This window comes from uncultured Williamsia sp., from assembly GCF_947494875.1.
GTDB lineage: Bacteria > Actinomycetota > Actinomycetes > Mycobacteriales > Mycobacteriaceae > Williamsia_A.
Genome location: NZ_CANLWM010000004.1, coordinates 319,491 through 342,617 on the forward strand (window position 1 = coordinate 319,491; position 23,127 = coordinate 342,617).

Annotated in this window: 22 protein-coding genes; 11 read left to right on the forward strand and 11 right to left on the reverse strand. The window is 70.5% G+C overall.

Features of this window, described 5'->3' with window-relative positions; all coding sequences use genetic code 11:
• Positions 1-6 precede the first annotated feature (6 nt).
• A complete protein-coding gene (locus tag Q1A98_RS11900) occupies positions 7-957 on the reverse strand; it encodes an AraC family transcriptional regulator (RefSeq protein WP_366943439.1) in 951 nt (316 codons plus the stop codon).
• Positions 958-1,012: 55 nt separating this feature from the next.
• On the opposite strand from Q1A98_RS11900, the gene Q1A98_RS11905 reads away from it, so the two are divergent.
• Positions 1,013-1,486: an anthrone oxygenase family protein gene (locus tag Q1A98_RS11905; RefSeq protein WP_299573556.1), complete on the forward strand. Its 474-nt coding sequence runs from the start codon at positions 1,013-1,015 to the stop codon at positions 1,484-1,486.
• A gap of 21 nt (positions 1,487-1,507) precedes the next feature.
• Here Q1A98_RS11905 and Q1A98_RS11910 read toward each other — a convergent pair whose 3' ends face one another.
• Positions 1,508-2,380: an alpha/beta hydrolase gene (locus Q1A98_RS11910; RefSeq protein ID WP_299573559.1), complete on the reverse strand. Its 873-nt coding sequence runs from the start codon at positions 2,378-2,380 to the stop codon at positions 1,508-1,510.
• A gap of 67 nt (positions 2,381-2,447) precedes the next feature.
• On the opposite strand from Q1A98_RS11910, the gene Q1A98_RS11915 reads away from it, so the two are divergent.
• Positions 2,448-3,065 (forward strand): TetR/AcrR family transcriptional regulator, encoded by a 618-nt coding sequence (locus tag Q1A98_RS11915; protein WP_299573562.1) that lies wholly within the window; start codon positions 2,448-2,450, stop codon positions 3,063-3,065.
• A gap of 6 nt (positions 3,066-3,071) precedes the next feature.
• On the opposite strand, the gene Q1A98_RS11920 is transcribed toward Q1A98_RS11915, so the two are convergent.
• Positions 3,072-3,920: an SDR family oxidoreductase gene (locus tag Q1A98_RS11920; RefSeq protein ID WP_299573565.1), complete on the reverse strand. Its 849-nt coding sequence runs from the start codon at positions 3,918-3,920 to the stop codon at positions 3,072-3,074.
• A gap of 85 nt (positions 3,921-4,005) precedes the next feature.
• Between Q1A98_RS11920 and Q1A98_RS11925 the strand changes: the two genes are divergently transcribed.
• On the forward strand, positions 4,006-4,458 hold the full coding sequence (locus Q1A98_RS11925; protein ID WP_299573568.1) for a helix-turn-helix domain-containing protein: 453 nt from the start codon (positions 4,006-4,008) through the stop codon (positions 4,456-4,458).
• Complete coding sequence (locus Q1A98_RS11930) at positions 4,455-5,396, forward strand: SGNH/GDSL hydrolase family protein (protein ID WP_299573570.1); 942 nt, start codon at positions 4,455-4,457, stop codon at positions 5,394-5,396. The genes Q1A98_RS11925 and Q1A98_RS11930 overlap by 4 nt, the downstream gene beginning before the upstream one ends.
• Positions 5,397-5,406: 10 nt before the next feature.
• On the opposite strand, the gene Q1A98_RS11935 is transcribed toward Q1A98_RS11930, so the two are convergent.
• Entirely contained in the window at positions 5,407-6,840 is a 1,434-nt protein-coding gene (locus tag Q1A98_RS11935; protein ID WP_299573573.1) for an acyltransferase, read from the reverse strand.
• A 311-nt stretch (positions 6,841-7,151) separates the two neighbouring features.
• On the opposite strand from Q1A98_RS11935, the gene Q1A98_RS11940 reads away from it, so the two are divergent.
• Entirely contained in the window at positions 7,152-9,680 is a 2,529-nt protein-coding gene (locus Q1A98_RS11940) for an ATP-dependent Clp protease ATP-binding subunit (RefSeq protein ID WP_299573576.1), read from the forward strand.
• A gap of 81 nt (positions 9,681-9,761) precedes the next feature.
• Here the strand turns inward: Q1A98_RS11940 and Q1A98_RS11945 are convergent, their stop codons facing one another.
• A complete protein-coding gene (locus tag Q1A98_RS11945; protein ID WP_299573578.1) occupies positions 9,762-10,226 on the reverse strand; it encodes a MarR family transcriptional regulator in 465 nt (154 codons plus the stop codon).
• Between the two features lie 67 nt (positions 10,227-10,293).
• Here Q1A98_RS11945 and Q1A98_RS11950 point away from each other — a divergent pair, with 67 nt between their 5' ends.
• The 3 genes from Q1A98_RS11950 (at position 10,294) to Q1A98_RS11960 (ending at position 13,058) form a co-directional block, all read left to right on the forward strand.
• Complete coding sequence (locus tag Q1A98_RS11950; protein ID WP_299573581.1) at positions 10,294-11,490, forward strand: NAD(P)/FAD-dependent oxidoreductase; 1,197 nt, start codon at positions 10,294-10,296, stop codon at positions 11,488-11,490.
• A gap of 174 nt (positions 11,491-11,664) precedes the next feature.
• Entirely contained in the window at positions 11,665-12,624 is a 960-nt protein-coding gene (locus Q1A98_RS11955; RefSeq protein WP_299573584.1) for a ferritin-like domain-containing protein, read from the forward strand.
• A gap of 104 nt (positions 12,625-12,728) precedes the next feature.
• Positions 12,729-13,058 (forward strand): DUF3140 domain-containing protein, encoded by a 330-nt coding sequence (locus Q1A98_RS11960; RefSeq protein WP_299573587.1) that lies wholly within the window; start codon positions 12,729-12,731, stop codon positions 13,056-13,058.
• Here the strand turns inward: Q1A98_RS11960 and Q1A98_RS11965 are convergent.
• Complete coding sequence (locus tag Q1A98_RS11965) at positions 13,051-13,956, reverse strand: LysR family transcriptional regulator (protein WP_299573589.1); 906 nt, start codon at positions 13,954-13,956, stop codon at positions 13,051-13,053. The two genes, Q1A98_RS11960 and Q1A98_RS11965, sit on opposite strands and share 8 nt — an antisense overlap.
• A gap of 110 nt (positions 13,957-14,066) precedes the next feature.
• Between Q1A98_RS11965 and Q1A98_RS11970 the strand changes: the two genes are divergently transcribed.
• Positions 14,067-15,011 carry an SDR family NAD(P)-dependent oxidoreductase gene (locus tag Q1A98_RS11970; RefSeq protein WP_366943441.1) on the forward strand — a complete coding sequence of 315 codons (945 nt, stop codon included), beginning with the start codon at positions 14,067-14,069 and terminating at the stop codon, positions 15,009-15,011.
• On the opposite strand, the gene Q1A98_RS11975 is transcribed toward Q1A98_RS11970, so the two are convergent.
• From Q1A98_RS11975 to Q1A98_RS11985, 3 genes are all read right to left on the reverse strand, one after another.
• Positions 14,924-16,702 carry an acyl-CoA dehydrogenase gene (locus tag Q1A98_RS11975; protein ID WP_299573592.1) on the reverse strand — a complete coding sequence of 593 codons (1,779 nt, stop codon included), beginning with the start codon at positions 16,700-16,702 and terminating at the stop codon, positions 14,924-14,926. The genes Q1A98_RS11970 and Q1A98_RS11975 overlap by 88 nt on opposite strands.
• Positions 16,703-16,777: 75 nt before the next feature.
• Entirely contained in the window at positions 16,778-17,155 is a 378-nt protein-coding gene (locus Q1A98_RS11980; RefSeq protein ID WP_299573595.1) for a DUF6264 family protein, read from the reverse strand.
• An 81-nt stretch (positions 17,156-17,236) separates the two neighbouring features.
• The gene (locus Q1A98_RS11985) at positions 17,237-17,833 is read right to left on the reverse strand and encodes a TIGR03086 family metal-binding protein (protein ID WP_299573597.1); all 597 of its coding nucleotides are present in this window, start codon (positions 17,831-17,833) and stop codon (positions 17,237-17,239) included.
• A gap of 92 nt (positions 17,834-17,925) precedes the next feature.
• Here Q1A98_RS11985 and Q1A98_RS11990 point away from each other — a divergent pair, with 92 nt between their 5' ends.
• Entirely contained in the window at positions 17,926-18,870 is a 945-nt protein-coding gene (locus Q1A98_RS11990; RefSeq protein ID WP_299573599.1) for a WYL domain-containing protein, read from the forward strand.
• Here the strand turns inward: Q1A98_RS11990 and Q1A98_RS11995 are convergent.
• Both Q1A98_RS11995 and kstR read right to left on the reverse strand, forming a co-directional pair.
• A complete protein-coding gene (locus tag Q1A98_RS11995) occupies positions 18,861-20,036 on the reverse strand; it encodes an iron-containing alcohol dehydrogenase (RefSeq protein ID WP_299573601.1) in 1,176 nt (391 codons plus the stop codon). The two genes, Q1A98_RS11990 and Q1A98_RS11995, sit on opposite strands and share 10 nt — an antisense overlap.
• 55 nt (positions 20,037-20,091) lie before the next feature.
• Entirely contained in the window at positions 20,092-20,733 is a 642-nt protein-coding gene (gene kstR / locus Q1A98_RS12000) for a cholesterol catabolism transcriptional regulator KstR (protein ID WP_299573604.1), read from the reverse strand.
• Between the two features lie 199 nt (positions 20,734-20,932).
• Between kstR and Q1A98_RS12005 the strand changes: the two genes are divergently transcribed.
• On the forward strand, positions 20,933-23,116 hold the full coding sequence (locus tag Q1A98_RS12005) for an acyl-CoA dehydrogenase (RefSeq protein WP_299573606.1): 2,184 nt from the start codon (positions 20,933-20,935) through the stop codon (positions 23,114-23,116).
• Positions 23,117-23,127 lie beyond the last annotated feature (11 nt).

Consider the following 23,127-nt stretch of genomic DNA (forward strand, 5'->3'; position numbering starts at 1 on the left):
CGGTGATCACCCCGCCCGACGGTGGGCGCTCGGGCTGACTCCGCGCTCGCGGGTGAACGCAGCACTCAGGGCGAACGCGCCGCTGTAGCCGACCTCTGCGGCGATCGAGTCCAGCGTGCGATCGGTGCCGGCCACCAGATCGGCCGCGACCGACAGCCGGCGTCGGGTGAGGTGGCGCATGGGGGCCTCGCCGACCGCCTCGGTGAACCGGCGGGCCAGGGTCGCGCGGGACAGACCGACCTCGCGGGCCAGACTCGCGACCGTCCATGCGCGATCGATGTTGTTGTGCAGCAGGCGCATCGCATGGGCGACCACCGGATCCGACGGCGCGACGAGCCAGCGCGGGGCCGTGTGGTGCGGCTGCGACAACCACGACCGGAGGCCCGTGACGAGCAACAGATCCGCCAGGCGATCGAGGATGGCGCCCTGGCCGGGTGCATCGCGGCCGAGCTCCGCCGCGAAGAGTCGCCGGAGCGGGTCGTCGTCCTGCGCGATCACAGTGACCCGCGAGAGCGCTTGTGTGACAGCGTCACCCACCTCGCCGGACATCGTGTACGTCGCCAGCAGCATCACCGCGTCGCCGGAGTCGACGTCGGCGGCGTTGCCCCAGGTGCGCACCCCGAGCGACATGTGACCGTCCAGCGGTTCACCGGTCAGCGTGTGGCACTCGCCGTCGGCATCGACGACGGCCGTGATGTCACGATCGGCGCGATCGGCCACCACGTACGGTTCCGGGCCGCGGATCAGGACGACATCGCCGGCACCCGCCGTCGTCGTCTCGCCGTCGTCGAAGGTCACCACCAGATCACCCCGGACGACCGCGACGAGCGCGAGCGGCGCGTGGTCCTCGATGCGCAGCGCCCACGGTGACGCCATCGCGATCCGCAGCACGAACGCGCCGCTCGCGCGAGGCCCGTCGAGCATCGACTGGATGAGGTCCACGAGACGATTGAACATGCATCCGAGCGTTCAGGCCATGGATCGTCTCGATCGAACGCGGTGTGCTGGTGGCATGACCATCACCCGCACGCTCCTGCTCGTCGCCTCGGTGCTCTGCTCCGGCCTGATGGCCGGGTTGTTCGCGGCGTTCGCCTACTCCGTCATGCCGGGCCTGCGCCGCGCCGACGACCGCACCCTCGTCGTCGCGATGCAGCGCATCAACGTCGCGATCATGAACCCGGTGTTCCTGGCGCTCTTCGTCGGTGGACTCGTCCTGGCGGTCGCCGCCTGGTGGATGCTGCGGTCCGATCGCCTCGGTCCGTGGATGCTCGCCGCGGCGATCCTCACCCTTGTCGGTGTGGTCGTCACCGTGGTGGCGAACGTCCCCCTCAACGATCGGCTCGCGTCGGCCGGTCTCGTCGACCCCGCCGGCGCGCGAGCGGCGTTCGAGTCGTCGTGGGTGGCGTGGAACCTGGTCCGCACCGCCCTCCACACGGCAGCGTTCGCTGTGGTCGTCCTCGGCCTGGTCGTCACCCGCGAGGGGTGAATGCCGTCGGCGCAACGGTTCTCAGGACGGGGCCTCGGAGCGGTCCGCGACGGCGAGCACGGCGTCGGCGACGGCGTCGGGGGCGTCCAGGGGGACGAACGTCCGCGCGCCGGGCACGACGGTGACCACCGCGTCGGGGAACACCGCGGCCAGCCGTCGGCCGAGGTCGGGCGTGAAGCACCGGTCGTCCGATCCCCACGCCAGCGCCACGGGACGGTCGAACGACGACAGTGACCGCGTGATCGCGTCGAGGTCGGCGGGGCGGATGGCGGACAGGAACGTGACCAGGTCGCGGCGGACGTCGGCGTCGGTGAGCAGTGGATCGATCCACGAGCGGGTCAGCGCGGCGTCGGCCCGGTGGACGAGGAGCCCGTAGCCGAGCGGACTGTGGCGCAGGGCGCGCAGACGCATCGTCGGGATCATTGCCCGCAGGATCGCCGGCCGCCGGAGCAGGGCGAACACCTGACGGAACGGCGACGGCGGGAAGACGTCGAACGCGTCGCAGTTCGTGAACACCACCCGCCCGATGCGATCCGGGTGCGCGGCGAGGAGGAACTGACAGATCGCGCCGCCGGTGTCGTTCCCGACGAGCGTCACGTCGCGCAGGTCGAGGTGTGCCAGCAGATCGGCGAGGGCGTCGGCGACCGATCTCGGCGACAGTCGCGCACCGGGGCTCATCGGCAGTGTGTGCGCGCCCAGCGGGAGGGTCGGGACGACGCAACGCACCCCGCGGTCCGCCAACCGCTCGACGACGGGCGACCACAGTCGGCCGTCGGCGAGGACCCCGTGGACGAACACTGCGGTCGGCGCCGCGGCGTCGTCGGGCCCAACGACGCGATAGGGGATCGGACCGAGGTCCGACGCGAACTGTGCGGGGGCGGGGTGATCGGCCATGTCGGATACGCTCTCGTCGTCGGAAGAAACATACAAACAGCTTGCATGAAAGTTACATACAGCCGGTATGGAAGTCAACGATCGGCCGCGTCGGCGCAGCCAGTCCGAGCGCAACGCCGCCACCCGCAGTGCGTTGCTGGCCGCGGCGCGACCCCTGTTCGGGGCCGCCCCGTTCGCCGAGGTCCCGACCCAGGCGATCGTCGACGCCGCGGGCGTGACGCGAGGCGCGCTCTATCACCACTTCGGGGACAAGAAGGGTCTGTTCCTCGCCGTCTTCGACGAGGTCGAGGGCGAGATCACCGAGGGGATCGCCGTGGGCGTCGCCGCGTCCGGCGAGACCGACCCGCTCGCCGCGATGCGTCTGGGCTGCCGGGTCTTCCTCGAGGCGTTCGTCGACCCGGTCGCCCAGATGATCGTGCTCGTCGAGGCGCCGTCGGTGCTGGGCTGGAAAGAATGGCGCGCCCGCGGCGAGCAGTTCGGCATGGCACTGGTGGAGGGACTCCTGCAGGCTGCTGTCGCCACCGGCGCCATCGAGGATCAGCCGACGCGGCCCCTGGCCCACGTGGCCATCGCGGCCATCGACGAGGCCGCGCTCTACGTCGCCGCCTCCGACGACCCCGACCGCGCACGGGCCGAGATGCTGGTCGTCCTCGACCGTCTCGTCGACTCGTTCGCGGCCGGGTAGGTCACGTCAGAGGGCGGTGCGGACCACGTCGCGGAATTCGGTGAGGTCACCGACCAGCCCGGCGAGATCCGTTGCATCGCCGTCCAGCTCGCCGCGGGCGATGCCGGCGTCGGAGTCGGCGAGGACCTCGTTCATCGGGGCGGGCACGCCATTGGCCGCCAGCGCCGCGGCGTAGTCGGACTGCGGCAGGTCCTGATAGCGAACGGGCTTTCCCGACACCTCGGCGAGGATCCCGGCGATGTCGGCGTAGGTGAGGCGCTCGGCTCCGGCGAGTTCGTAGACGCGGGGCGTGCCGTCGAGCAGGGCGGCCGCGGCGGCGATCGCGTAGTCCGCACGTGCGGCGGGTGCGACGCGGCCGTCGCCGGCTGCGCCGTAGAGGACACCGGCGTCGAGGGTCGGCTGCAGTGCGGCGACGTAGTTCTCCGAGTACCACCCGTTGCGCAGCAGGATGTGGTCGAGGCCGGAGCCCGCCAGCTTCTTCTCGGTCTCCGCGTGCTCCCGTGCCAGGGCGAGTCCGCTGGTGTCGGCGCGCAGGATGCTCGTGTACGCGACCAGTCCGACATGCGCGTCACGCGCGGCGTCGATCACCGTCGAGTGCTGCGGGACCCGCGAACCGACCTCGGACCCGGAGACGAGCAGGAGTCGGTCGACGCCCTCGAGGGCTGCGCGCACGGCGGCACCGTCGGCGTAGTCGGCGACGCGCACGTCGACGCCGCGTTCACGCAGGGTGGCCGCCTTGCCGGCGTCGCGCACGATGGCGACGACGTCCCCGGCCGCGACGCCCCTGTCGAGGAGTGCACCGATCGCCTGCGATCCGAGCTGTCCTGTGGCGCCGGTCACGGCATATGTGGTCATCGATGTCTCCTTGGTCCGAGTTGTCCCGCGCGGCGCGGTGACCAATCAATAGCACTAACAAAACTGCATGTGCAACCTAGAACGCATGCGTCGTCACCTGGTCGGCTATGATCTCGGAGTGCACGCGGACCAGATCGACCCCTCACTCGAGGCGGACGTGTTCGCGCGCGACTGCAATTCGCGCGACATCCTGCAGGGTCTGACGACCCGCTGGGCCGTCCTCGCGATCGCTGCGCTCGCGGAGGGTGACTTCCGTTTCAACGCGCTGCGCCGCCGTGTCGACGGCGTCAGCGAACGCATGCTGTCGCAGACGTTGCAGGCTCTCGAGCGCGACGGGTTCGTCTCGCGCACGGTCCTGCAGAGCATCCCTCCGCGCGTCGAGTACTCGCTGACCGATCTCGGGCATCGGGTCGCAGTGCCGATCCTCGGACTGATCGAGACGGTGCAGGCGGCCGTCCCCGACGTCGTCGAGGCTCGTCGCGACCACGACGAGGACCGCGACGTCCCCGTCGCCGCCGGGGGTACACGGACTCGGTGAGTATCAGGCGTGGACGACGGCGGCTGACCGTCGTGGGGGTGATCGCCGCCGTCGTGGTGGCGGTCGTGGCGCTCGCGGTGCCGTGGCGCGGTGACACCCCCGCCACCGACGACGAGGCCATGACGCATGACAGCGTCGCGGTCGGACGGCACTCGGTGCAGTACGTGGCGCTCGGGAGTTCGTATGCGGCGGGACCGGACTCGACCGACATCGTCGACCGTCGCTGTCTCCGCGGCGGTGACGACTACCCGCGCCGCGTCGCGGCCGCCGAGTCCCTCGATCTGACCGACGTCACCTGCTCCGGGTCGACCATCCCCGACATCCTGCGACGGGCGCAGCCCGGCCGGGCCGATCGTCCGCAGATCGACGCGGTCACCGCCGACACCGGCCTCGTGACCATCACCACGGGCGGCAACGACGTCCACTACATCCCACGCCTCACCGATCTGAGTTGCGCGAACCAGCCGTCGCGGCAGCCGCACCGGCCACGGCACTGCCACCCGGAACGACCGTCGGCGCTGTCTACGCCGGGCGAGTACACCGCGCTGGAGAACGCGATGGTCGCCGTCGTGGACGCGGTGCGTGCTCGTGCACCGCGCGCCGTCGTCGTGATCGTCGACTACATCCCCGTGCTCGACCCGGAGGCCACCGTCTGCGCCGGCGTCCCGCTGACCCCCGCCGAGGCCCTCGAGACGGTGCAGACCTTCGACCGTCTGACCGCGGCGACGCGTGCGGCGGCGGTGCGGTCGGGGGCGATCCTCGTCGACGCGGCAGCTGCCGCCGAGGGCCACACGGTCTGCTCGTCGTCTCCGTGGGTGTCGCCGTTCACGCCGCCGGCGCCGTACCACCCCAATGCCGCGGGACGGGCCGCGATGGCCGACCTCACCCTCGAGGCCATCCGCGACTCCGGGCTCGTCCCCGTCTCGACGCCGAGCTGAGCGACACCGCTCAGGCGACGACCGCGGGCGCCTGCGTCCGGCGCCGCCACACGACCCAGGCGGCCGACAGCAGCAAGAGGACGCCGGCACCCAGGATCGCGGTCCCGGCGATCGGTGCGACGGTGTAGCGCAGCGCCACGCCCGCGACGACGGCGACGAGACCGGCCGGGGCCGAGCGGGAGACCGTCTGGGCGGCGGGGTCGATCATGCTGCGGCCCGTGGCGACCAGGCTCAGTGGCGACCGCCGGAGCGCCTCGACGATGAGGATCGTCATCGCAACGGTCGCGAGGTAGTCGACGACGATCACGACCGCCGAGTTGGTCCGCAGGTCGACGACGATGTAGCGCTGGACGACGTCGAGCGCGATCGCGTGCGCGAGATAGATGCCGAACGAGCGGTCCGCGGCGGTCCGCATGAACCGGGCCGCCACCGAGCCGGCGGTCCGGCGTTCCTGCCACAGCGTGCCGACGCAGTAGAGCATCGCGATGATGGCGGCGTAGGCGAACGTGTTGTGCAGCATGAAGACGTTCGTCGCGCGGAACATCTCCTCGCCGTGGTGGACGAGCCAGAGGAAGTAGCCCAGGGTGGCCGCGACCACCACGAGGCCGACGGCGAACACCTGTGCACGCCGTCGGCGCGCGAACGCCTGGAAGGCCTCGAAGTGCATCGCCGCGATCGCGCCGGACAGGATGAAGAACTGGTACGGGAAGATCGTCACCTCGAGGTGACGCCACACCAACCCGACGACGCCGTGGGTGAAGATCCCGTGCTGCGGACGGACCATCATCAGCAGCAGGACGGCGTGGACGGCGAAGCTCGCGGCCAGCAGGTACCGGTGCTTGCCCCACGTCCGACGCAGCACCCACAGCGCCACCGGGAACACGAGGTAGATCTGCATGCTCACCGACAGGAAGTACAGGTGGTACCAGGCCGTGCCGGTGATCAGGTCGTAGGCGAGGCTCTTGCCCGCGAGCGCGGCGTCGTGCGCGCTGCGCACCGTGTCGGCGATGTTCGTCCACCCGCCGCCGAGATAGTGCCCGTAGAGCCAGTAGAAGATGCTCCACACGACGAACGGCAGGCCGATCAACTTGAAGCGTCGTCGCAGGAACGGCGCGACCTGCAGTTCCCGGTGCCGGTACTGGTAGGTGAGCACGAACCCGGTGAGCGCGAAGAACCCGTAGCGCGTGTACCGGAGGAAGACCTCGACGCCGCCGACGGTCGACGAGTTCTGCGGGGCCGCGGGCCCCATCATCACGTGGTCGAGGATGACCCCGGCGAAGGTCACCAGGCGGACGAGGTCGATCTGGTGGAGGTGGTTGTCCTTCGTGCGGACCGGCTGCGGCGGGGTGAAGGCCGTTTCGTCCGTTTCGGTCGGCGGGACCGGTGTGTCCGGGGCGGGAGTGCGCGACGACGAGTCGGTCGTGCGCGGCCGGGGGAGCACCATCGCGACTGCTGACGATACGACCTGTTCCTGGCAATGTGCTGTCCACCGCGCCGCCCGGGGGTGCGACGAACCGTTCGCTGACGGCGTACTCGGCCCGGGATGTGGCCGTTCACCTGCGTCGTTGACGGACTTGTCGGGGTTGCGCCCCGACCGACGACAGCACAACCCCGGTGTCGTCGGATCGCGGCCACTACAGTGGGTCGCAGGGCGTCGACGCAGGTGACGTGTATCCACACGCTTCCCGCGATCGCGCGCCACACGGCTTCCCCCGACGTCCGCGTCGGGAGCCATACACGTCGTAAGGGAGAACAATGTTCGAACGGTTCACCGACCGCGCTCGCCGGGTTGTCGTCCTCGCCCAGGAAGAGGCGCGGATGCTCAACCACAACTACATCGGTACCGAGCACATCCTCCTGGGCCTGATCCACGAGGGCGAGGGCGTGGCGGCCAAGTCGCTCGAGTCGCTCGGCATCTCGCTGGAGGGTGTCCGCAGCCAGGTCGAGGAGATCATCGGCCAGGGCCAGCAGGCACCGTCGGGCCACATCCCCTTCACCCCGCGCGCCAAGAAGGTCCTCGAGCTGTCGCTGCGCGAGGCGCTGCAGCTCGGCCACAACTACATCGGCACCGAGCACATCCTGCTCGGCCTCATCCGCGAGGGTGAGGGCGTCGCCGCCCAGGTGCTGGTGAAGCTCGGCGCCGACCTCAACCGGGTCCGCCAGCAGGTCATCCAGCTGCTCTCGGGCTACCAGGGCAAGGAGCCGCAGGAGGCGGGCACCGGCGGTCGCAGCAGCGAGTCCGGCACGCCGTCGACCTCGCTCGTGCTCGACCAGTTCGGTCGCAACCTCACCGCGGCCGCCGCCGACGCCAAGCTCGACCCGGTCATCGGGCGCGAGAAGGAGATCGAGCGGGTCATGCAGGTGCTCTCGCGACGCACCAAGAACAACCCGGTCCTGATCGGTGAGCCCGGCGTCGGCAAGACCGCCGTCGTCGAGGGTCTCGCGCAGGCCATCGTCAACGGCAACGTGCCGGAGACGCTGAAGGACAAGCAGCTGTACACCCTCGACCTCGGGTCGCTGGTGGCCGGCAGCCGCTACCGCGGTGACTTCGAGGAACGCCTGAAGAAGGTCCTCAAGGAGATCAACACCCGCGGCGACATCATCCTGTTCATCGACGAGCTGCACACGCTCGTCGGCGCGGGTGCCGCCGAGGGCGCGATCGACGCCGCGTCGATCCTGAAGCCGAAGCTGGCCCGCGGTGAGCTGCAGACCATCGGTGCGACCACGCTCGACGAGTACCGCAAGTACATCGAGAAGGACGCCGCCCTCGAGCGTCGTTTCCAGCCGGTCCAGGTCGGCGAGCCCTCGGTCGAGCACACCATCGAGATCCTCAAGGGTCTGCGCGACCGGTACGAGAGCCACCACCGGGTGTCAATCACCGACGGTGCGCTCGTCGCGGCCGCGTCGTTGGCCGACCGCTACATCAACGACCGCTTCCTCCCGGACAAGGCGATCGACCTCATCGACGAGGCGGGCGCGCGCATGCGCATCCGTCGGATGACGGCGCCGCCGGACCTGCGCGAGTTCGACGAGAAGATCGCCGGCGCGCGCAAGGAGAAGGAGTCCGCGATCGACGCGCAGGACTTCGAGAAGGCCGCCAATCTCCGCGACAAGGAGAAGCAGCTCGTCGCCGAGCGCGCAGAGCGGGAGAAGCAGTGGCGTTCGGGCGACATGGATGTCGTGGCCGAGGTCGACGACGAGCAGATCGCCGAGGTCCTGGGCAACTGGACCGGCATCCCGGTGTTCAAGCTCACCGAGGAGGAGACCACCCGTCTGCTCCGCATGGAGGACGAGCTGCACAAGCGGATCATCGGCCAGGTCGAGGCGGTCAAGGCCGTGTCGAAGGCGATCCGTCGTACCCGCGCCGGTCTGAAGGACCCCAAGCGTCCGTCGGGCTCGTTCATCTTCGCCGGCCCGTCCGGTGTCGGTAAGACGGAGCTGTCGAAGGCGCTGGCCAACTTCCTGTTCGGCGAGGACGACGCGCTCATCCAGATCGACATGGGCGAGTTCCACGACCGCTTCACGGCCTCGCGGCTCTTCGGTGCCCCTCCCGGGTACGTGGGTTACGAGGAGGGCGGCCAGCTCACCGAGAAGGTGCGCCGCAAGCCGTTCTCGGTGGTGCTCTTCGACGAGATCGAGAAGGCGCACTCGGAGATCTACAACACCCTGTTGCAGGTCCTCGAGGACGGCCGTCTCACCGACGGTCAGGGCCGCACGGTCGACTTCAAGAACACCGTGCTGATCTTCACCTCGAACCTCGGTACGTCCGACATCTCGAAGGCCGTCGGCCTGGGCTTCAGCTCCGGTGACGGCACGGGGTCGAACTACGAGCGGATGAAGCAGAAGGTCAACGACGAGCTGAAGAAGCACTTCCGGCCCGAGTTCCTCAACCGCATCGACGACATCGTCGTCTTCCACCAGCTCACCAAGGACGAGATCATCTCGATGGTCGATCTCATGCTGAACCGTGTGGAGACCGCGCTGAAGAACAAGGACATGGCCCTCGAGGTCACCGACAAGGCGAAGAGCCTGCTCGCCAAGCGCGGCTTCGACCCGGTGCTCGGTGCGCGTCCGCTGCGTCGCACGATCCAGCGCGAGATCGAGGACCAGATGTCGGAGAAGATCCTCTTCAACGAGCTGACCCCCGGTCAGATCGTGCTGGTCGACGCCGAGAACTGGGACGGCGAGGGAGACGGCGACGGTGCCACCTTCACCTTCAAGGGTGAGAAGAAGCCCGTCGAGCTGCCCGAGTCGCCGGTCGAGCTGACCAAGGCCGCCGAGTAGTTCGACGACGGCCGGGTGATCTGACCCGCTGAACAACGACGGGGCGCAACCGAGAGGTTGCGCCCCGTCGTCGTGTCGGGGTCAGTCCGTGTCGACGACGCGGTCGCGGTGGGTCTCGGTCAGGGCGGTCATGCGCTCGAGCAGATCGGTGAGGGCGTCGAGCTGGGCGACGGAATGCCCGCCGAAGAGGCGTTGTCCCTCGGCGACCATCGGCCCGTAGGCCTCCCAGACGCGGTCGCGGCCGTACTCGGTCAGCTCGACGAGGACGCGTCGTCGGTCGTCCGGTGACGGGGCGCGACGCACCAACCCCTTGGCCTCCAGGCGGTCGATGAGCGCGGTGGTCGCCGCCGGGCGGAGTCCTGTCGCCGTCGCGAGTTCCTTGGCCGTGAGAGGCCCCTCGGACAGCCAGTCGAGGCACCGCTGGTCAGCCGGACCCACTCCCAGCCGCCGTCCGACGGCGTCGTCGAATGCCTGGACGCTGCGCTGGTACCGCTGCATCGCCGTGCCCACGTCGGCGATGGCCTGTTGACGGGAACGGCCGGCCATGCTTTCCTTTCGATCATCGAATCATTCGAAAATCGAATCGTATGACTCTCGTAGAAGGGATTGTGGCATGCGCGCACTCGTGGTCGGGGGAGGGATCGGCGGTCCGGTGCTCGCGATGGCGCTGCGACGATCCGGGATCGACGTGACCGTCCTGGAGCGGAGCGCGTTTCACGCGCGAGACGGGGGATCCTGGTTCACGGTGACGCCCAACGGGTTGTCGGCACTCGCCGCGGTCGACGCGCTCGACCCCGTGCGCACCCTCGGGTCGTCGACGACGGGGAACCTCGTCCTCGGCGCGACGGGACGGCGGCTGGGGGTGATCGGCCTCGGCGCGCCGTTGCCCGACGGCACGCCGGCTCTGTCCTTCCGTCGCCCGGATCTCGCCGCCGCGCTGCTGGACCTCGCGCGCGACCGGGGTGTGCAGGTGGTGGAGGGTGCGCGTGTCACCTCTGCGTCGTCGGGGCCCGACGACGCATCGGTGACCCTCGACGACGCCACCACGCTGTCCGCCGACGTCGTCATCGGCGCCGACGGGATCCACTCCGTCGTTCGCAGGGCGATCGACCCGACTGCACCGACCGGCCGATACCTCGGCCTGGTCAACTTCGGCGGGATCACGACGGGCCACGCCCAGCACGGTCTCGCGCCGGGTGTGTGGACCTTCGTCTTCGGTCGGCGCGCGTTCTTCGGCGCCCTGCCGCTGCCCGACGGCCGCGTGGTCTGGTTCGCGAACGAGCCGCGCCCCGCGGTGTCCGCCGACGAGCGCGCCGCGACGACGCCCGACGAGTGGCGAGCGCACCTCGTCGACCTGGCCGCAGCGGACGTCGGTCCCTTCGCCGATCTCATCGCGGCCGGGCGCCTCGACCTCGCCGCCGACAACACCCACGACCTGCCGTCGGTGCCACGCTGGCATCGAGCACGGCTGGGTCTCATCGGCGACGCGATCCACGCGCCGTCCCCCAGCTCGGGCCAGGGCGCGTCGATGGCGCTGGAGGACGCCGTCGTCATGGGCGCCCTGCTCGGCCGACACGCCGACGACCCCGCAGCGGCCTTCTCGGCCTTCGACGCTGCCCGTCGCCGACGCGTCGAGAAGATCGTCGCGATGGGCGCGCGGTCGTCGTCGGCGAAGACTCCCGGGTCGGTGCAGCGGGTGATCTCCGAGGCGATCATGCGGCTCGTCTTCCGCTACGTCGTGACCGACAGGGCGCAGGAGTGGATCACCGCCTACCGCGCGGATCTCGACACTGCGACGGCCGGTTCCTGACCGGTCCGTCCTGATCAGGGCCGGTGTGTCCGCGTGGCGCACGGTGCCGATGTGGTGCACGGAGGTTCGTATCGATGACCTTCGCCACTATCGCGTGCAGGGTGGTGCCCAAACCGCGACAGAGACGTTGTGCTGGAAGACAGGTATCCACACCGACTTGAAGGAGGCATGACCATGGCAGTCTCGACCACGCCGGTTCGTACCCAACTGAGTGCACTGCTCACACTGACCCACACCGAGGTCCAGATCGCGGAGACCCGCGTGCTGCAGGCCCGCACGGAGGCCGTCGCCGACGAACTCCGGCAGAACGCCGAGAACGGTCGCGTCCGCGCCCTCGCGATCGAGGAGGCACTCCGCGAGATCGGCGGCCTCCCCGAGATCATCCGCCCGCTCGTCGGCCGAGGCATCGCCGCCGGCAAGACCGTCCTGGAGCAGGCACAGCCGCTCGACGAGGCGCTGCTCGGTGACCTGCAGCTCGAGTACCAGCTGCTCGGTCGCGCCAAGTACCTCAAGGCGCTGGCCACCGCCCACGACCTGGGCTCCGTCGTCGACCTCGCCGACACGCTGATCGACGCGCACTCCGCGACCGTCGACTGGCTCACGACCGTTCTCGCCGAGGAGGCGATCGGTGGCCCCGGTGCGCTGCGACGCACGCCGGTCCAGTGGGCCAGTGGCCTGCTCGCCAACGTCGTGACCCTTCCGGGTGCGGTCGTCGCCCGCGGCGCCGACCACGTCATCGATCACGTATCCCGCATCCCGGGGCGGATCGGCAACCTGCGCTCGACCGCCAAGGAGACGACGGAGACCGTCGCGGTGATCTCCGCGGCCGGCCGTGACGCCGCCCTCGAGGCCGCAGAGGAGGCCGCGCGCGACACCGGCGCGACCGTCATCGCCGACACCATCCACACAGCGCGGGTGGCCACGGGCACCGTCGGCGTCGAGGACCTGCCCATCGCCGACTACGACGACCTCACCGTCACGTCGGCCGTCGCGGCCATCAAGGACCTCGAGAAGCCGTCCGACATCCGGCTCGTCGTGGCCTACGAGGAGACGCACAAGAACCGTCAGGGCGTCGTCTCGGCCGCGCAGACGCAGCTCGCCGCGATCGCGAAGGACGTCGTCGGGGTCGAGTGACACCAGGACCCCGCGACTGCGGGGAATGATTCCCCGCTCCCGCGGGTACCACGAAGGGACGCAGCCTCTCGGTTGCGTCCCTTCGTGCATCCGAGGAGCGAGCAATGAACGACGCGGTCGCCGACGTCTGGGACGAGTGGCAGGACGCCGTGAACATGACGGCGACGGAACTCGACGAGTTCCTCGACACCGACGAGTCGAAGTCCGTCGGGCAGTCGAAGGACGGCGGGGAGTCCACCGGCCACGCCTCCGGCCGCAGGATCGTCGAGATCCTCGAGACGAACAAGAGCGAGCTCACCGACGACGACGCCGACCACATGCGCCGGGTGGTGAGCTATGTGCACCGCCACCAGGCCCAGGAGCCCGACGGCGATGTCACCGACACGAAATGGCGCTACTCACTGATGAACTGGGGCCACGACCCCCTCAAGTGAGCTCGTCGCGCAGGCGCCTCGCCTGGTCGCGTATCGCCTCGACGGCGGACCGGGCGCGCGGGTCCGCGTCGGGTCGGGTGAGGATCAGGCCGCCACGCGTGTCGACGGGCTGATCGACCACCCGCACCGGTGTCACGCCCGGTGGCAGGGCGGCCGCGAGGGTCCCCGGCAGCACACTGATGCCCAGCCCGGACGCGACCATGCCCAGCCGCGTGGACCAGTTGCGCGCGCTCTGGACCACCCGCGGATCCCGCGCACCCGGCCACGGTCCGAACTGAGGCTCTCCCGGTGGACCGGCGCCGGCGATCCACGACTCGTCGGCGAGATCGTCGACGGTGACGCGTGATCGCCGAGCGAGTCGATGATCGACGGGGACCGCCACACAGAGCCCCACGACAGGGAAAGCGTGCGGGACGAGATCGCGTATGTCGGCATCGCCGGCATCCGGCCCGACCACCGCGAGGTCCACCCGCCTCGCGCGCAGCCGGCGGAGCAACGCGGGCGTGGACGCCTCGTCGACGGTGACCTCGACGCCGGGATGCGCACGTCGCAGCGCCGCGACGGACCGCGGGACCAGGACGGCGCACGCCGTCGGGAAAGCCCCGATCACCAGTCGGCCGGCGAGTCGGTCCCGACGGCCGGCCAGCTGAAGGGTCATCGAATCCAGTTCCGCGAGAACACGACCCGCCGCGGCCACAACCATCCGCCCGGCCGGGGTCGGCGTGACGCCGCGCCGTCCGCGTTCGAACAACGGCTCACCGACGGCCGACTCCAGCACGCGCATCTGCCGGGAGACGGCGGACTGCGTGTACCCGAGCTCCACCGCCGCGGCCGAGAACGACCCGCTCGCGACAACCTGTCTCAAGACCTTCAGCCCGGTCAGGGTCACGTCGTCCACCACCGGATTCTGTCATGCGTTCAACGCATGGGACAGGTGCAGAACCATCACTACAGAACAGGGCAGATCGCGGGCAGGCTGGGGGAGGTAGTCACCGAGGGAGGACACACATGACCGCACACACCGCGAAGGTCTGGTTCATCACGGGCGCGTCGAGCGGCTTCGGTCGAGAGTGGGCCGAGGCGTCCCTGGACCGCGGCGACCGGGTGGTGGCCACCGCGCGATCGGTCGACCGTCTCGACGACCTGGTGGAGCGCCACGGCGACGCCGTCCTCGTCCAGCGGCTCGACGTCACGGACCGCGCCGGTGTCGGTGCCGCGATCGCCCGCGCGCTGGAGCGATTCGGCCGACTCGACGTCGTCGTCAACAACGCCGGGTTCGGTCACGTGGGGATGGTCGAGGAACTCGCCGAGGGTGAGATCCGGGCCGCCCTCGAGACGAACGTGCTGGGGACGCTGTGGGTCACCCAGGCCGTCCTGCCGGTCCTGCGGGCGCAGGGAGGCGGCCACATCCTCCAGGTCACGAGCGAGGGCGGGATCATCGCCTTCCCGGAGTTCGGTGCCTACCACGCCGCGAAGTGGGCGGTGGAGGGTCTCTCGCAGTCCCTGCGACTGGAGGTGGCGGACTTCGGGATCCACGTCACGTGCGTCGAACCCGGCCCGTACGCGACGAACTTCGCCGGCGGCGGACTCGGCCGGAGTGAGCACCTCGCCGCCTACGACGGTGTCCGCGACCGGATCGATCGCAGCGGATGGACGCTGGGCGATCCCGTCGCGACCCGTGCGGCGATCCTCGACATCGTCGACGCCGAGAACCCGCCGTCGCGGATCGTCCTCGGACGCGCGCTCGACGGGATCGAGCGCGACTACGCCGAAAGGCTCCGCATCTGGCGCGCGTGGCAGGAGACCTCGCTGGCCGCGTTCGGTGCGGCCGGACCCTGCCGTGAGCCGGATCTGACCGCGAACCGCTACAGCCAGGCCGGGTCCAGATCGAGGGTCGTGCGGTCGAGGGAGGCGAGCAGGTCGAACTGGGGTCCGGTCTTCGGCAGCTCGTAGCGGAAGAAGTAGCGGGCGGCGGCGCGCTTGCCGTCGTAGAAGTCGCCACCCTTCTCGCCGACGGCGAGCAACTGCTCCAACCAGATCCAGCTCATCACGACGTGGCCCGCGGCCTCGAGGTAGACCGTGGCGTTGGCCAGCGACACGGTGACGTCACCGGCCGACCAGACCGCGACGGTCACCTCGGCGAGACGGTCGACCGCCGCGCGCAGGGCGCGAGCGAACTCCGCGGCCTCACCGCCGGCCGCCTCGCCGCGCTCCACGGTCGCGGTGATGGTGGCGACGAGCAGCTGTAATCCCTTGCCGCCGTTCATCACCACCTTGCGGCCGAGCAGGTCGAGACCGTGGATGCCGTGCGCGCCCTCGTGGATCGGGTTGAGGCGGTTGTCCCGATAGCACTGCTCGACGTCGTAGTCGCGGGTGTAGCCGTAGCCGCCGTGCACCTGGATGGCCAGGCTGTTGGCCTCCAGACACCACTGCGACGGCCAGCTCTTCACGATCGGGGTGAGCACGTCGAGCAGCAGGTGTGCGTCGTCGCGTGCCTGTCCGGTGGTGGTCTGCTCCTCGTCGACGAGCGTGCAGGCGTACAGCCCGAGGGCGAGCGCGCCCTCGACGTAGGCCTTCTGCGCCACCAACATCCGGCGGACGTCGGCGTGCTCGATGATCGGCACCGGCGGCGACGACGGGTCCTTGTTGTCCAGCGGTCGACCCTGGGTCCGCGTCTTCGCGTACTCCAGCGACGCCAGGTATCCCGCGTAGCCGATAGCGGTGGCGAGGAACCCGACCCCGATACGCGCCTCGTTCATCATGTGGAACATGTACGTCAGGCCGAGGTGCTCCTCGCCGACGAGGTAGGCGACCGCGCCCTTCTCCGGTGCGGGGGAATGCGTCCCGTCGCCGAAGTTGAGCAGGCAGTTGGTAGTGCCTCGGTTGCCCATCTTGTGGTTGAGGCCGACGAGCGCGATGTCGTTGCGGGTGCCGTCGGCGAGGTACTTCGGCGCGATGAACAGCGAGATGCCCTTGACACCCGCGGGGGCGCCCGGCGTCTTCGCCAGCACCAGGTGGACGATGTTCTCGCTCAGTTCGTGTTCGCCGCCGGAGATCCACATCTTCGTGCCGGACAGGCGCCAGCTGCCGTCGTCGGCGGGGACCGCCTTGGTGGTGATGTCGGCCAGCGTCGAGCCGGCCTGCGGCTCCGACAGGCACATCGTGCCGAAGAAGCGGCCCTCGACCATGGGGGTCACCCACGTGTCGATCTGCTCGGGGGTGCCGTACTCGGTGAGCAGGTTCGCGTTGCCGATGGTGAGGAACGGGTAGGTCGACGACGAGGGGTTCGCGGCCTGGAACCACGCCAGCGACGCACGCCCGACGACGGTCGGCAGCTGCATCCCGCCGAGCGCCTCGTCGAACGAGCCGGCCATCAGACCGGACTTGCGGAACTCGGCCAGCGCCTCGTGCACCTCGTCGATGAGCACGACTCGGCCGTCGTCGCCGACGTAGGGCTCGTTCTGGTCGGCCTTCTTGTTGTGCGGGGCGAACAGCTGCACGGCCATGTCGGCGCTCAGCGCGAGGACGTCGTCGAAGGTCTCCTTCGAGTGCTCGGCGAAGCGTTCCCGCTCGGTCAGCGCGACCACGTCGAGCCACTCGTACAGCAGGAAGTCGAGGTCACGACGGGACAGCGGCTCGGCCATGGGTCTCCAATTTCTCGGCAGCTCCCGCCATGATGCGCGTCGCGGCGCTCCGGGGCACGTCCGGGTCGCCCGCGATCACGGCACCACCTGGTCGAGCAGGCCGAACGAGAGGGCGACCAGGCCGACCTGGGCGGCGACCCCCAGGAGGGGAACCCAGAAGGCGATTCGGCGGCGCAGCATGAGCAGGACCGCGCCGGTGGAGGCGGCCAGGAGCACGACCAGGCCGACGGCGTCGGTCAGGAAGAACGCCTGGCCGATCTTCCCGGTGTCACAGACGGTCCCACTGCCGCAGGGATCACTCGCCATCGCGTAGAAGAGGCTGAAGAAGGCCGCGGCTCCGAAGACGGTGACGTGGGCGGCGATGAGCAGGCTCGTCACCACGACGTCGGCGGTGTGTGGCCGTCGGGTGAGTGCCTGAGGGACGGGCGCCGAGTACGGGAACGGAGTGCTCATGGCCTGTAGACCGTAGGCCGCCGGGGCGGCGACGATCAGGGGATCATCACCGCCCCGACCCGGGGAGAACTACTCAACCGATCATGTCCGCGCGGTGAGCCACGGAGTCGACGCGCGACCGGTCCAGTTGGCGAGGCGTTCGGTCGCGCCGGCCTCCGGTCGGGGCTCGACGACCTCGTCGAACGGTGCGACATCGCGGATGTCGGCGCCGATGAACATCTGCGCGACCGGCAACGTCGCCTCCGCGAGCCCCGCGGGCGCCTCCGGGGACTGTCCTGTCGCGACGGCGAGATCCCAGCCGTGGACCAGGGTCTCGTTGACGTATCCCCACAGTGCGCCGCGTCCCGGGACCGTTCCCCACGGCACCGTGGCGGGGGCGTCGAGCAGGGCGTCGTCGGACCACAGTGCGATGGCCGAGGCGGTCGCGTCCGCATAGGCGTCGGGGTCGAAGGGGAGGCCGAACGCGGGCACGGCGAGGACGTCGCGGCCCTCGGCTATCGCGATCGCCCGGTGCGCGGTGCCCAGCAGGTGGCCGCCGAGCGCGGCGACGTCGAGGTCGTCGCAGGGCGTGGGATCGGCCATCGACTCCGGTGCGGCGCCCCGAAGCAGGTCGTTCACCCAGGCGGTGGCGCCGGCGTAGACGGGACGGGGATCGGTGGCGGCGGGTGAGGGGGTCATGGCGTCTCCTGGTGTCGCTGGGTCGGGTACGTCGACCAGTCCACGCCTCAATCACGACATCTCCTGTCGTGATTTCCTGACAGGATCGCGCCATGCGCGCCGACCGCCTCCTGTCCGTCGTCATGCTGCTCCGACATCGGGGTCGCATGACCGCCGCCGAGCTCGCGGCAGAACTCGAGGTGTCTGAGAGGACCGTCCTGCGGGACATCGACGCGCTGTCGGTGGCGGGGGTCCCGGTCTACGCCGAGCGCGGGCGCTCCGGCGGGTTCGCACTGCTGCCGGGCTATCGCACCGATCTCACCGGATTGACCCTCGACGAGTCGCGAGCGCTGATGGCGTCGGGCGCGGGTCGGATCGGGTCACCGGCGCTGGCCGCGGCGATGCGGAAGGTCGCGGCCGCGATCCCCGACACCCACCGCGCCGTCGTCGACAGCGCGGCCCGTCGTGTCCTCGTGCGTCCCGAGGGGTTCGTCGCCGACGGCGCCGTCGGTGACGACCTGCTGGCCGACCTGCAGCGGGCGGTGATGGTGGGTCTGCGTGTCCGGATGCGGTACGCCCGGCGGGACACCCCGGTGGCGGAGCGCCTGGTCGACCCCGTGGGTCTCGTTATGGCGGGCGAGACCTGGTACCTGGTGGCGCTGCGGGGCGGTGAGACCGACGAGCGGATCTACCGCGTCTCGCGGATCGAGTCGCTCGCGGTGCTCGACGAGCCCGCCCGCCGACCCGACGACGTCGACCTCGATGCGATCTGGGACCGCCGGAGAACGGAGTTCCGAGGCCGCTTCGAGCCGGTCGCGGTGATCGCCGTCGTCGCCGACGACCACGTCCTCCCCGACGGGATCCGCTCCGACGTCACCGAACTCGGCCCCGTCGACGACGGGCGGCGCCGGATCCGCCTCGACTTCGGCGACCGCCGGTACGCGGAGGCCGCGCTGTGGCGGATGGCGCCGGAGATCGTCGTCGAGTCACCCACCGAGCTGCGCGACGCGCTGACGGGCCGTGCCGCCGCGCTCCTCGCCGCACACGGTCAGCGATAGATCGCGCGGTAGAGCGCGACGATCTCGTCCGCGTCGGGCACACGGGGGTTGTTGGCCGGTGACCCCGAGGCGAGTGCCTGTTCCGCCATCACGGGAAGCCTTTCCTCCCACAGGCTCTCGTCGATGCCGTGGGACGCGGGGGTCGGCACCTCGACGTCGGCGCACAGCTGCGTCAGCTCGTCGACGAGTGCGTGCGCCGCGGATCGGTCGTCGGTGGTGTCGGAGACGACGCGCATCGCGCGGGCGCAGTCGGCGTACCGCGTGACCGCGGCGTCGACCGAGAAGCGGGTGACCGCGGGCAGCAGCATCGCGTTCGAGAGCCCGTGTGCGACATGGAAATGACCGCCGATCGGTCGGCTCATCCCGTGGACCAGGGCGACCGAGGCGTTCGAGAACGCCATCCCGGCCTGCGTGGCGGCCGCCATCATCGCCGCCCGGGCGTCGCGGTCGCCGCCGTCGGCCCACACCCGCCGCAGCGCGCCCGCGACGGTCCGCATCGCGGCCAGCGCCAGCCCGTCACTGAACGGGTTGGCCTTGCGGCTCACGTAGGCCTCGATCGCGTGGGTGAGCGCGTCGACACCGGTGTCGGCGGACAGTCGTGCCGGCATCGACAGCGTCAGGTCGACGTCGACGATGGTCGCGATCGGCAGGAACGACAGGCCGGGGCAGAGCATCTTCTCGTCGGTGGCGCTGTCGGTGATGACCGTGAACTGCGTCGCCTCCGACCCCGAGCCGGCGGTGGTCGGGATCGCGATGATCGGCAGTGCAGGCCCGGCGTACGACCCGGGCGCCCGGTGGTCGGCGATGGTGCCGCCCGTCCGGGAGAGGACGGCCAGCGCTTTCGCCGTGTCCATCGGGCTGCCACCCCCGAGCCCGATCACCGCGTCGGCGTCGGCGTCGCGGACCGCCCGGAGGCCGGGTGCGAGCGAGTCGGTGCTGGGGTCGGGGACGGTGCCGTCGAACACCGTCGGCGCCGCGCCCGCGGCGGTGAGGAGGTCGACGACGCGACCGGCGACGCCGTTGTCCACCATGAAGCGATCGGTCACCACCACCGGTCGCCGGACCCCGAGGGTCGTCACGACCGACCCCAGCCGATCGAGTGCACCGGACCCGATGTGGGCCAGGCGGGGCAGGGCGATCGCGGCGACGGCCGTCGGGTCGGTCATGGGACCGACCCTCCCACGTCGGGGTCCGTGTGCGGACCGTTCTCCCCGTCGGGGATCAGGCGCGGTACTCGCGCCCGGCGAGGAGCAGTTCGACGGTGAGCTCCAACCGGTTGGTGACGTCGACGGCGGTGACGCGCCGGGTGAGCCACTGCACGAGGTTCGACATCCACACGTCGGAGATGACGCGTGCGATCTTCAGGTCCTCCTCGGACGGCTCGCCCTCGGCGATCGCACCGGCGAGCAGCCGGTCGAGGATGGAGGCGACCGTGTCGACCTCGGTGGCCGCGGACGCGTCGGCGAACATGAACGCGCGCGTCATCGCCTCGGTCAGCAGCGGGTCACGCTGCATGGCCAGCGTGATGAGGTCGAGGACGTGGCGCAGTCGCTCGACGGCGGTGTCCCCCTGCAGCTTCGAACGGTCGGCGCGGGACTCGACGCGGGCCATCTCGCGGGCGAGGGCGGTGACCAGCAGGTGCACCTTCGACGGGAAGTAGCGGTAGAGCGTCCCGACGGCGACGTCGGCCTTGTCGGCCACGGCGCGCATCTGGACGGCGTCGTATCCTCCCTTGCTCGCCAGGGCGAGGGTCGCGTCGAGGATGCGCCGCCGACGCTCACGCTGGGCGGTGGATCCGAGGTCCGCGTCGGTGGCAGCGGTGGGCGCGGATGTCGTCGCGCCGGGTGTCGCCGGGGTGGCCATCTCAATTCCTCACTCGCGCGCCGTGGGACGAGACGGCCGACCGACGTCGACACCCCCGGAGCCCATCGGCGAACCCTGGTCCGTTCGCATCACGATATTCCCCGCGGTGGGGGAACGACGATTCGCGGCTCCGGACGGCATGGCATGATTAGAACACGTTCTAGTTCGTCTGACACGTACGACGAGGGAGGTCGCGACGATGTCGATCGCCGATTCCACCGACCACGCGTCCTTCACCGAGGCCGTCCGCACCTGGGCGGATCGCGCCGACCCCACGGCGGCCGTGCGCGGTGCACTCGACGGGCAGGGCCCCGCGATCATGCCCGGGGCCGCCGATCTCGGGCTGTTCGCGGTCACCGCACCCGAGCAGGCCGGTGGTCTCGACGCCTCCGTCGTCGATCTCGCCGTCATGTTCGAGCAGTGCGGCCACGACCTGGTCCCCGGCCCGCTCGTGTCGACCGCGGTCGTCGCCGATCTGCTGGCGCGTGCCGAGGGGTCCGTCGCCGCCGCGGCGTCCGACCTCGCCGGCTCCGTGATGGCCGGTGAGGTGCCTGTCGGCCTCGTCCCGAGCATGCTGACCACGCCGCAGTCGGTCACGGCCCGTGACGCGGGCGACGGTGGGCTGATCGTCGACGCCGACCACCTCACCACCGTCGGTCTGCTGGACGGGGGACTGATCCTGCTGGCGGCGACCATCGAATCCTGGACCCGGTGGATCGTCGTCGACTCCGGGAGCCCGGGCGTGGAGACCAAGTCCCTCACCGCGGTCGACGGGACCGATCCCGTGGCGGTGGTGTCGCTGCGGGGTGTCGGGGTGCCGCCGCACGCCGTCCTCGACGCCCCCGCCGCAACGGTCCGGGCGATGCTGGTCGCGGGACTGGCCGCGTACGCCTCGGGCCTGGCACGCTGGGCGCTCGACACGGCGACCGAGCACGCCAGGTTCCGCGAGCAGTTCGGCAAGCCGATCGGGTCGTTCCAGGCCGTCAAGCACCTGTGTGCCGAGATGCTCTGCCGCAGCGAGGAGATGACCGCCGCGGCATGGGACGTCGCGCACGCCGTCGAGGACGGACGTGGCACCGGCGACGCCGACCAGATGGCGCTCGCGACCGCCGTCGCCGCGGCGGCCGCCGCCGACCTGCCGGTCGAGAACGCCGCCGACTGCATCCAGGTGCTCGGGGGCATCGGATTCACCTTCGACCACGCCGCGCACCTGTACCTGCGCGCAGCGCTCGGACTGCGACAGCAACTCGGCGGTACGTCGGGGTGGCGTCGGGAGGTCGCCGATGCCGTCACCTCGGGGGTGCGTCGTCGGGTGGACGTCGACCTGTCCGAGGTCGACCACCTCCGCGACGAGGTCCGTGCGACCTGCGCGCGTATCGCGGCCGCGGACGACCGCCGCCGCGCGTTGGCGGAAACCGGCTACCTGATGCCGCACTGGCCCCGGCCGCACGGACTCGGTGCCGGGCCCGCCGAGCAGCTCCTCGTCGACGACGAACTCGCGAGGGCCGGCGTGACCCGACCGGACATCGTGATCGCGGGCTGGGCGATCCCCACGATCATCGAGCACGGCACCGACGAGCAACGGGAGCGGTTCGTCGGTCCCACCCTGGCCGGGGAGATCGTGTGGTGTCAGCTGTTCAGCGAGCCCGAGGCCGGTTCCGACCTCGCCTCGCTGCGCACGAGAGCGGTCCGGACCGACGGGGGATGGCTGCTCACCGGGCAGAAGATCTGGACGTCGGAGGCGCACAACGCGCAGTGGGCGATCTGTCTCGCCCGGACCGACCCGGACGCCCCGAAACACAAGGGCATCAGCTACTTCCTCGTCGACATGCACGCGCCGGGCATCGACGTGCGACCTCTGCGCGAGATCACCGGCAACGCGCTGTTCAACGAGGTGTTCCTCGACGAGGTGTTCGTCGGCGACGACTGCATCGTCGGCGCTCCCGGTGACGGGTGGCGTCTGGCCCGAACCACCCTCGCGAACGAGCGCGTCGCCATGGGCGGTTCGGGTCTGGGCAAGGAGATGGAATCGCTGCTCGCGCAACTGGACCGGTCCGACACCCCGCTCGACGCGGTGGCCACCGACCGCCTGGGTGATCTGTGCGTGCACGCTCAGATCGGCCGTGTGCTCGACGCGCGGTCGGTGGTGCGGCGACTGGCCGGGACCGACCCCGGTGCCATCTCGAGCGTGCGCAAACTGATCGGCGCGCGGCACCGACAGGAGGTGCCGGAGTTCGCGCTCGCGGTGCTCGGCACGGACGGGCTCGCGATGTCCGACGCCGCCGACCTCTACCTGCGCAACCGGTGTCTGACGATCGCCGGGGGCACCACCCAGGTCCTCGCGACCGCGGCCGCCGAACGCATCCTGGGCCTGCCGCGCTGAGAACGGCTGCG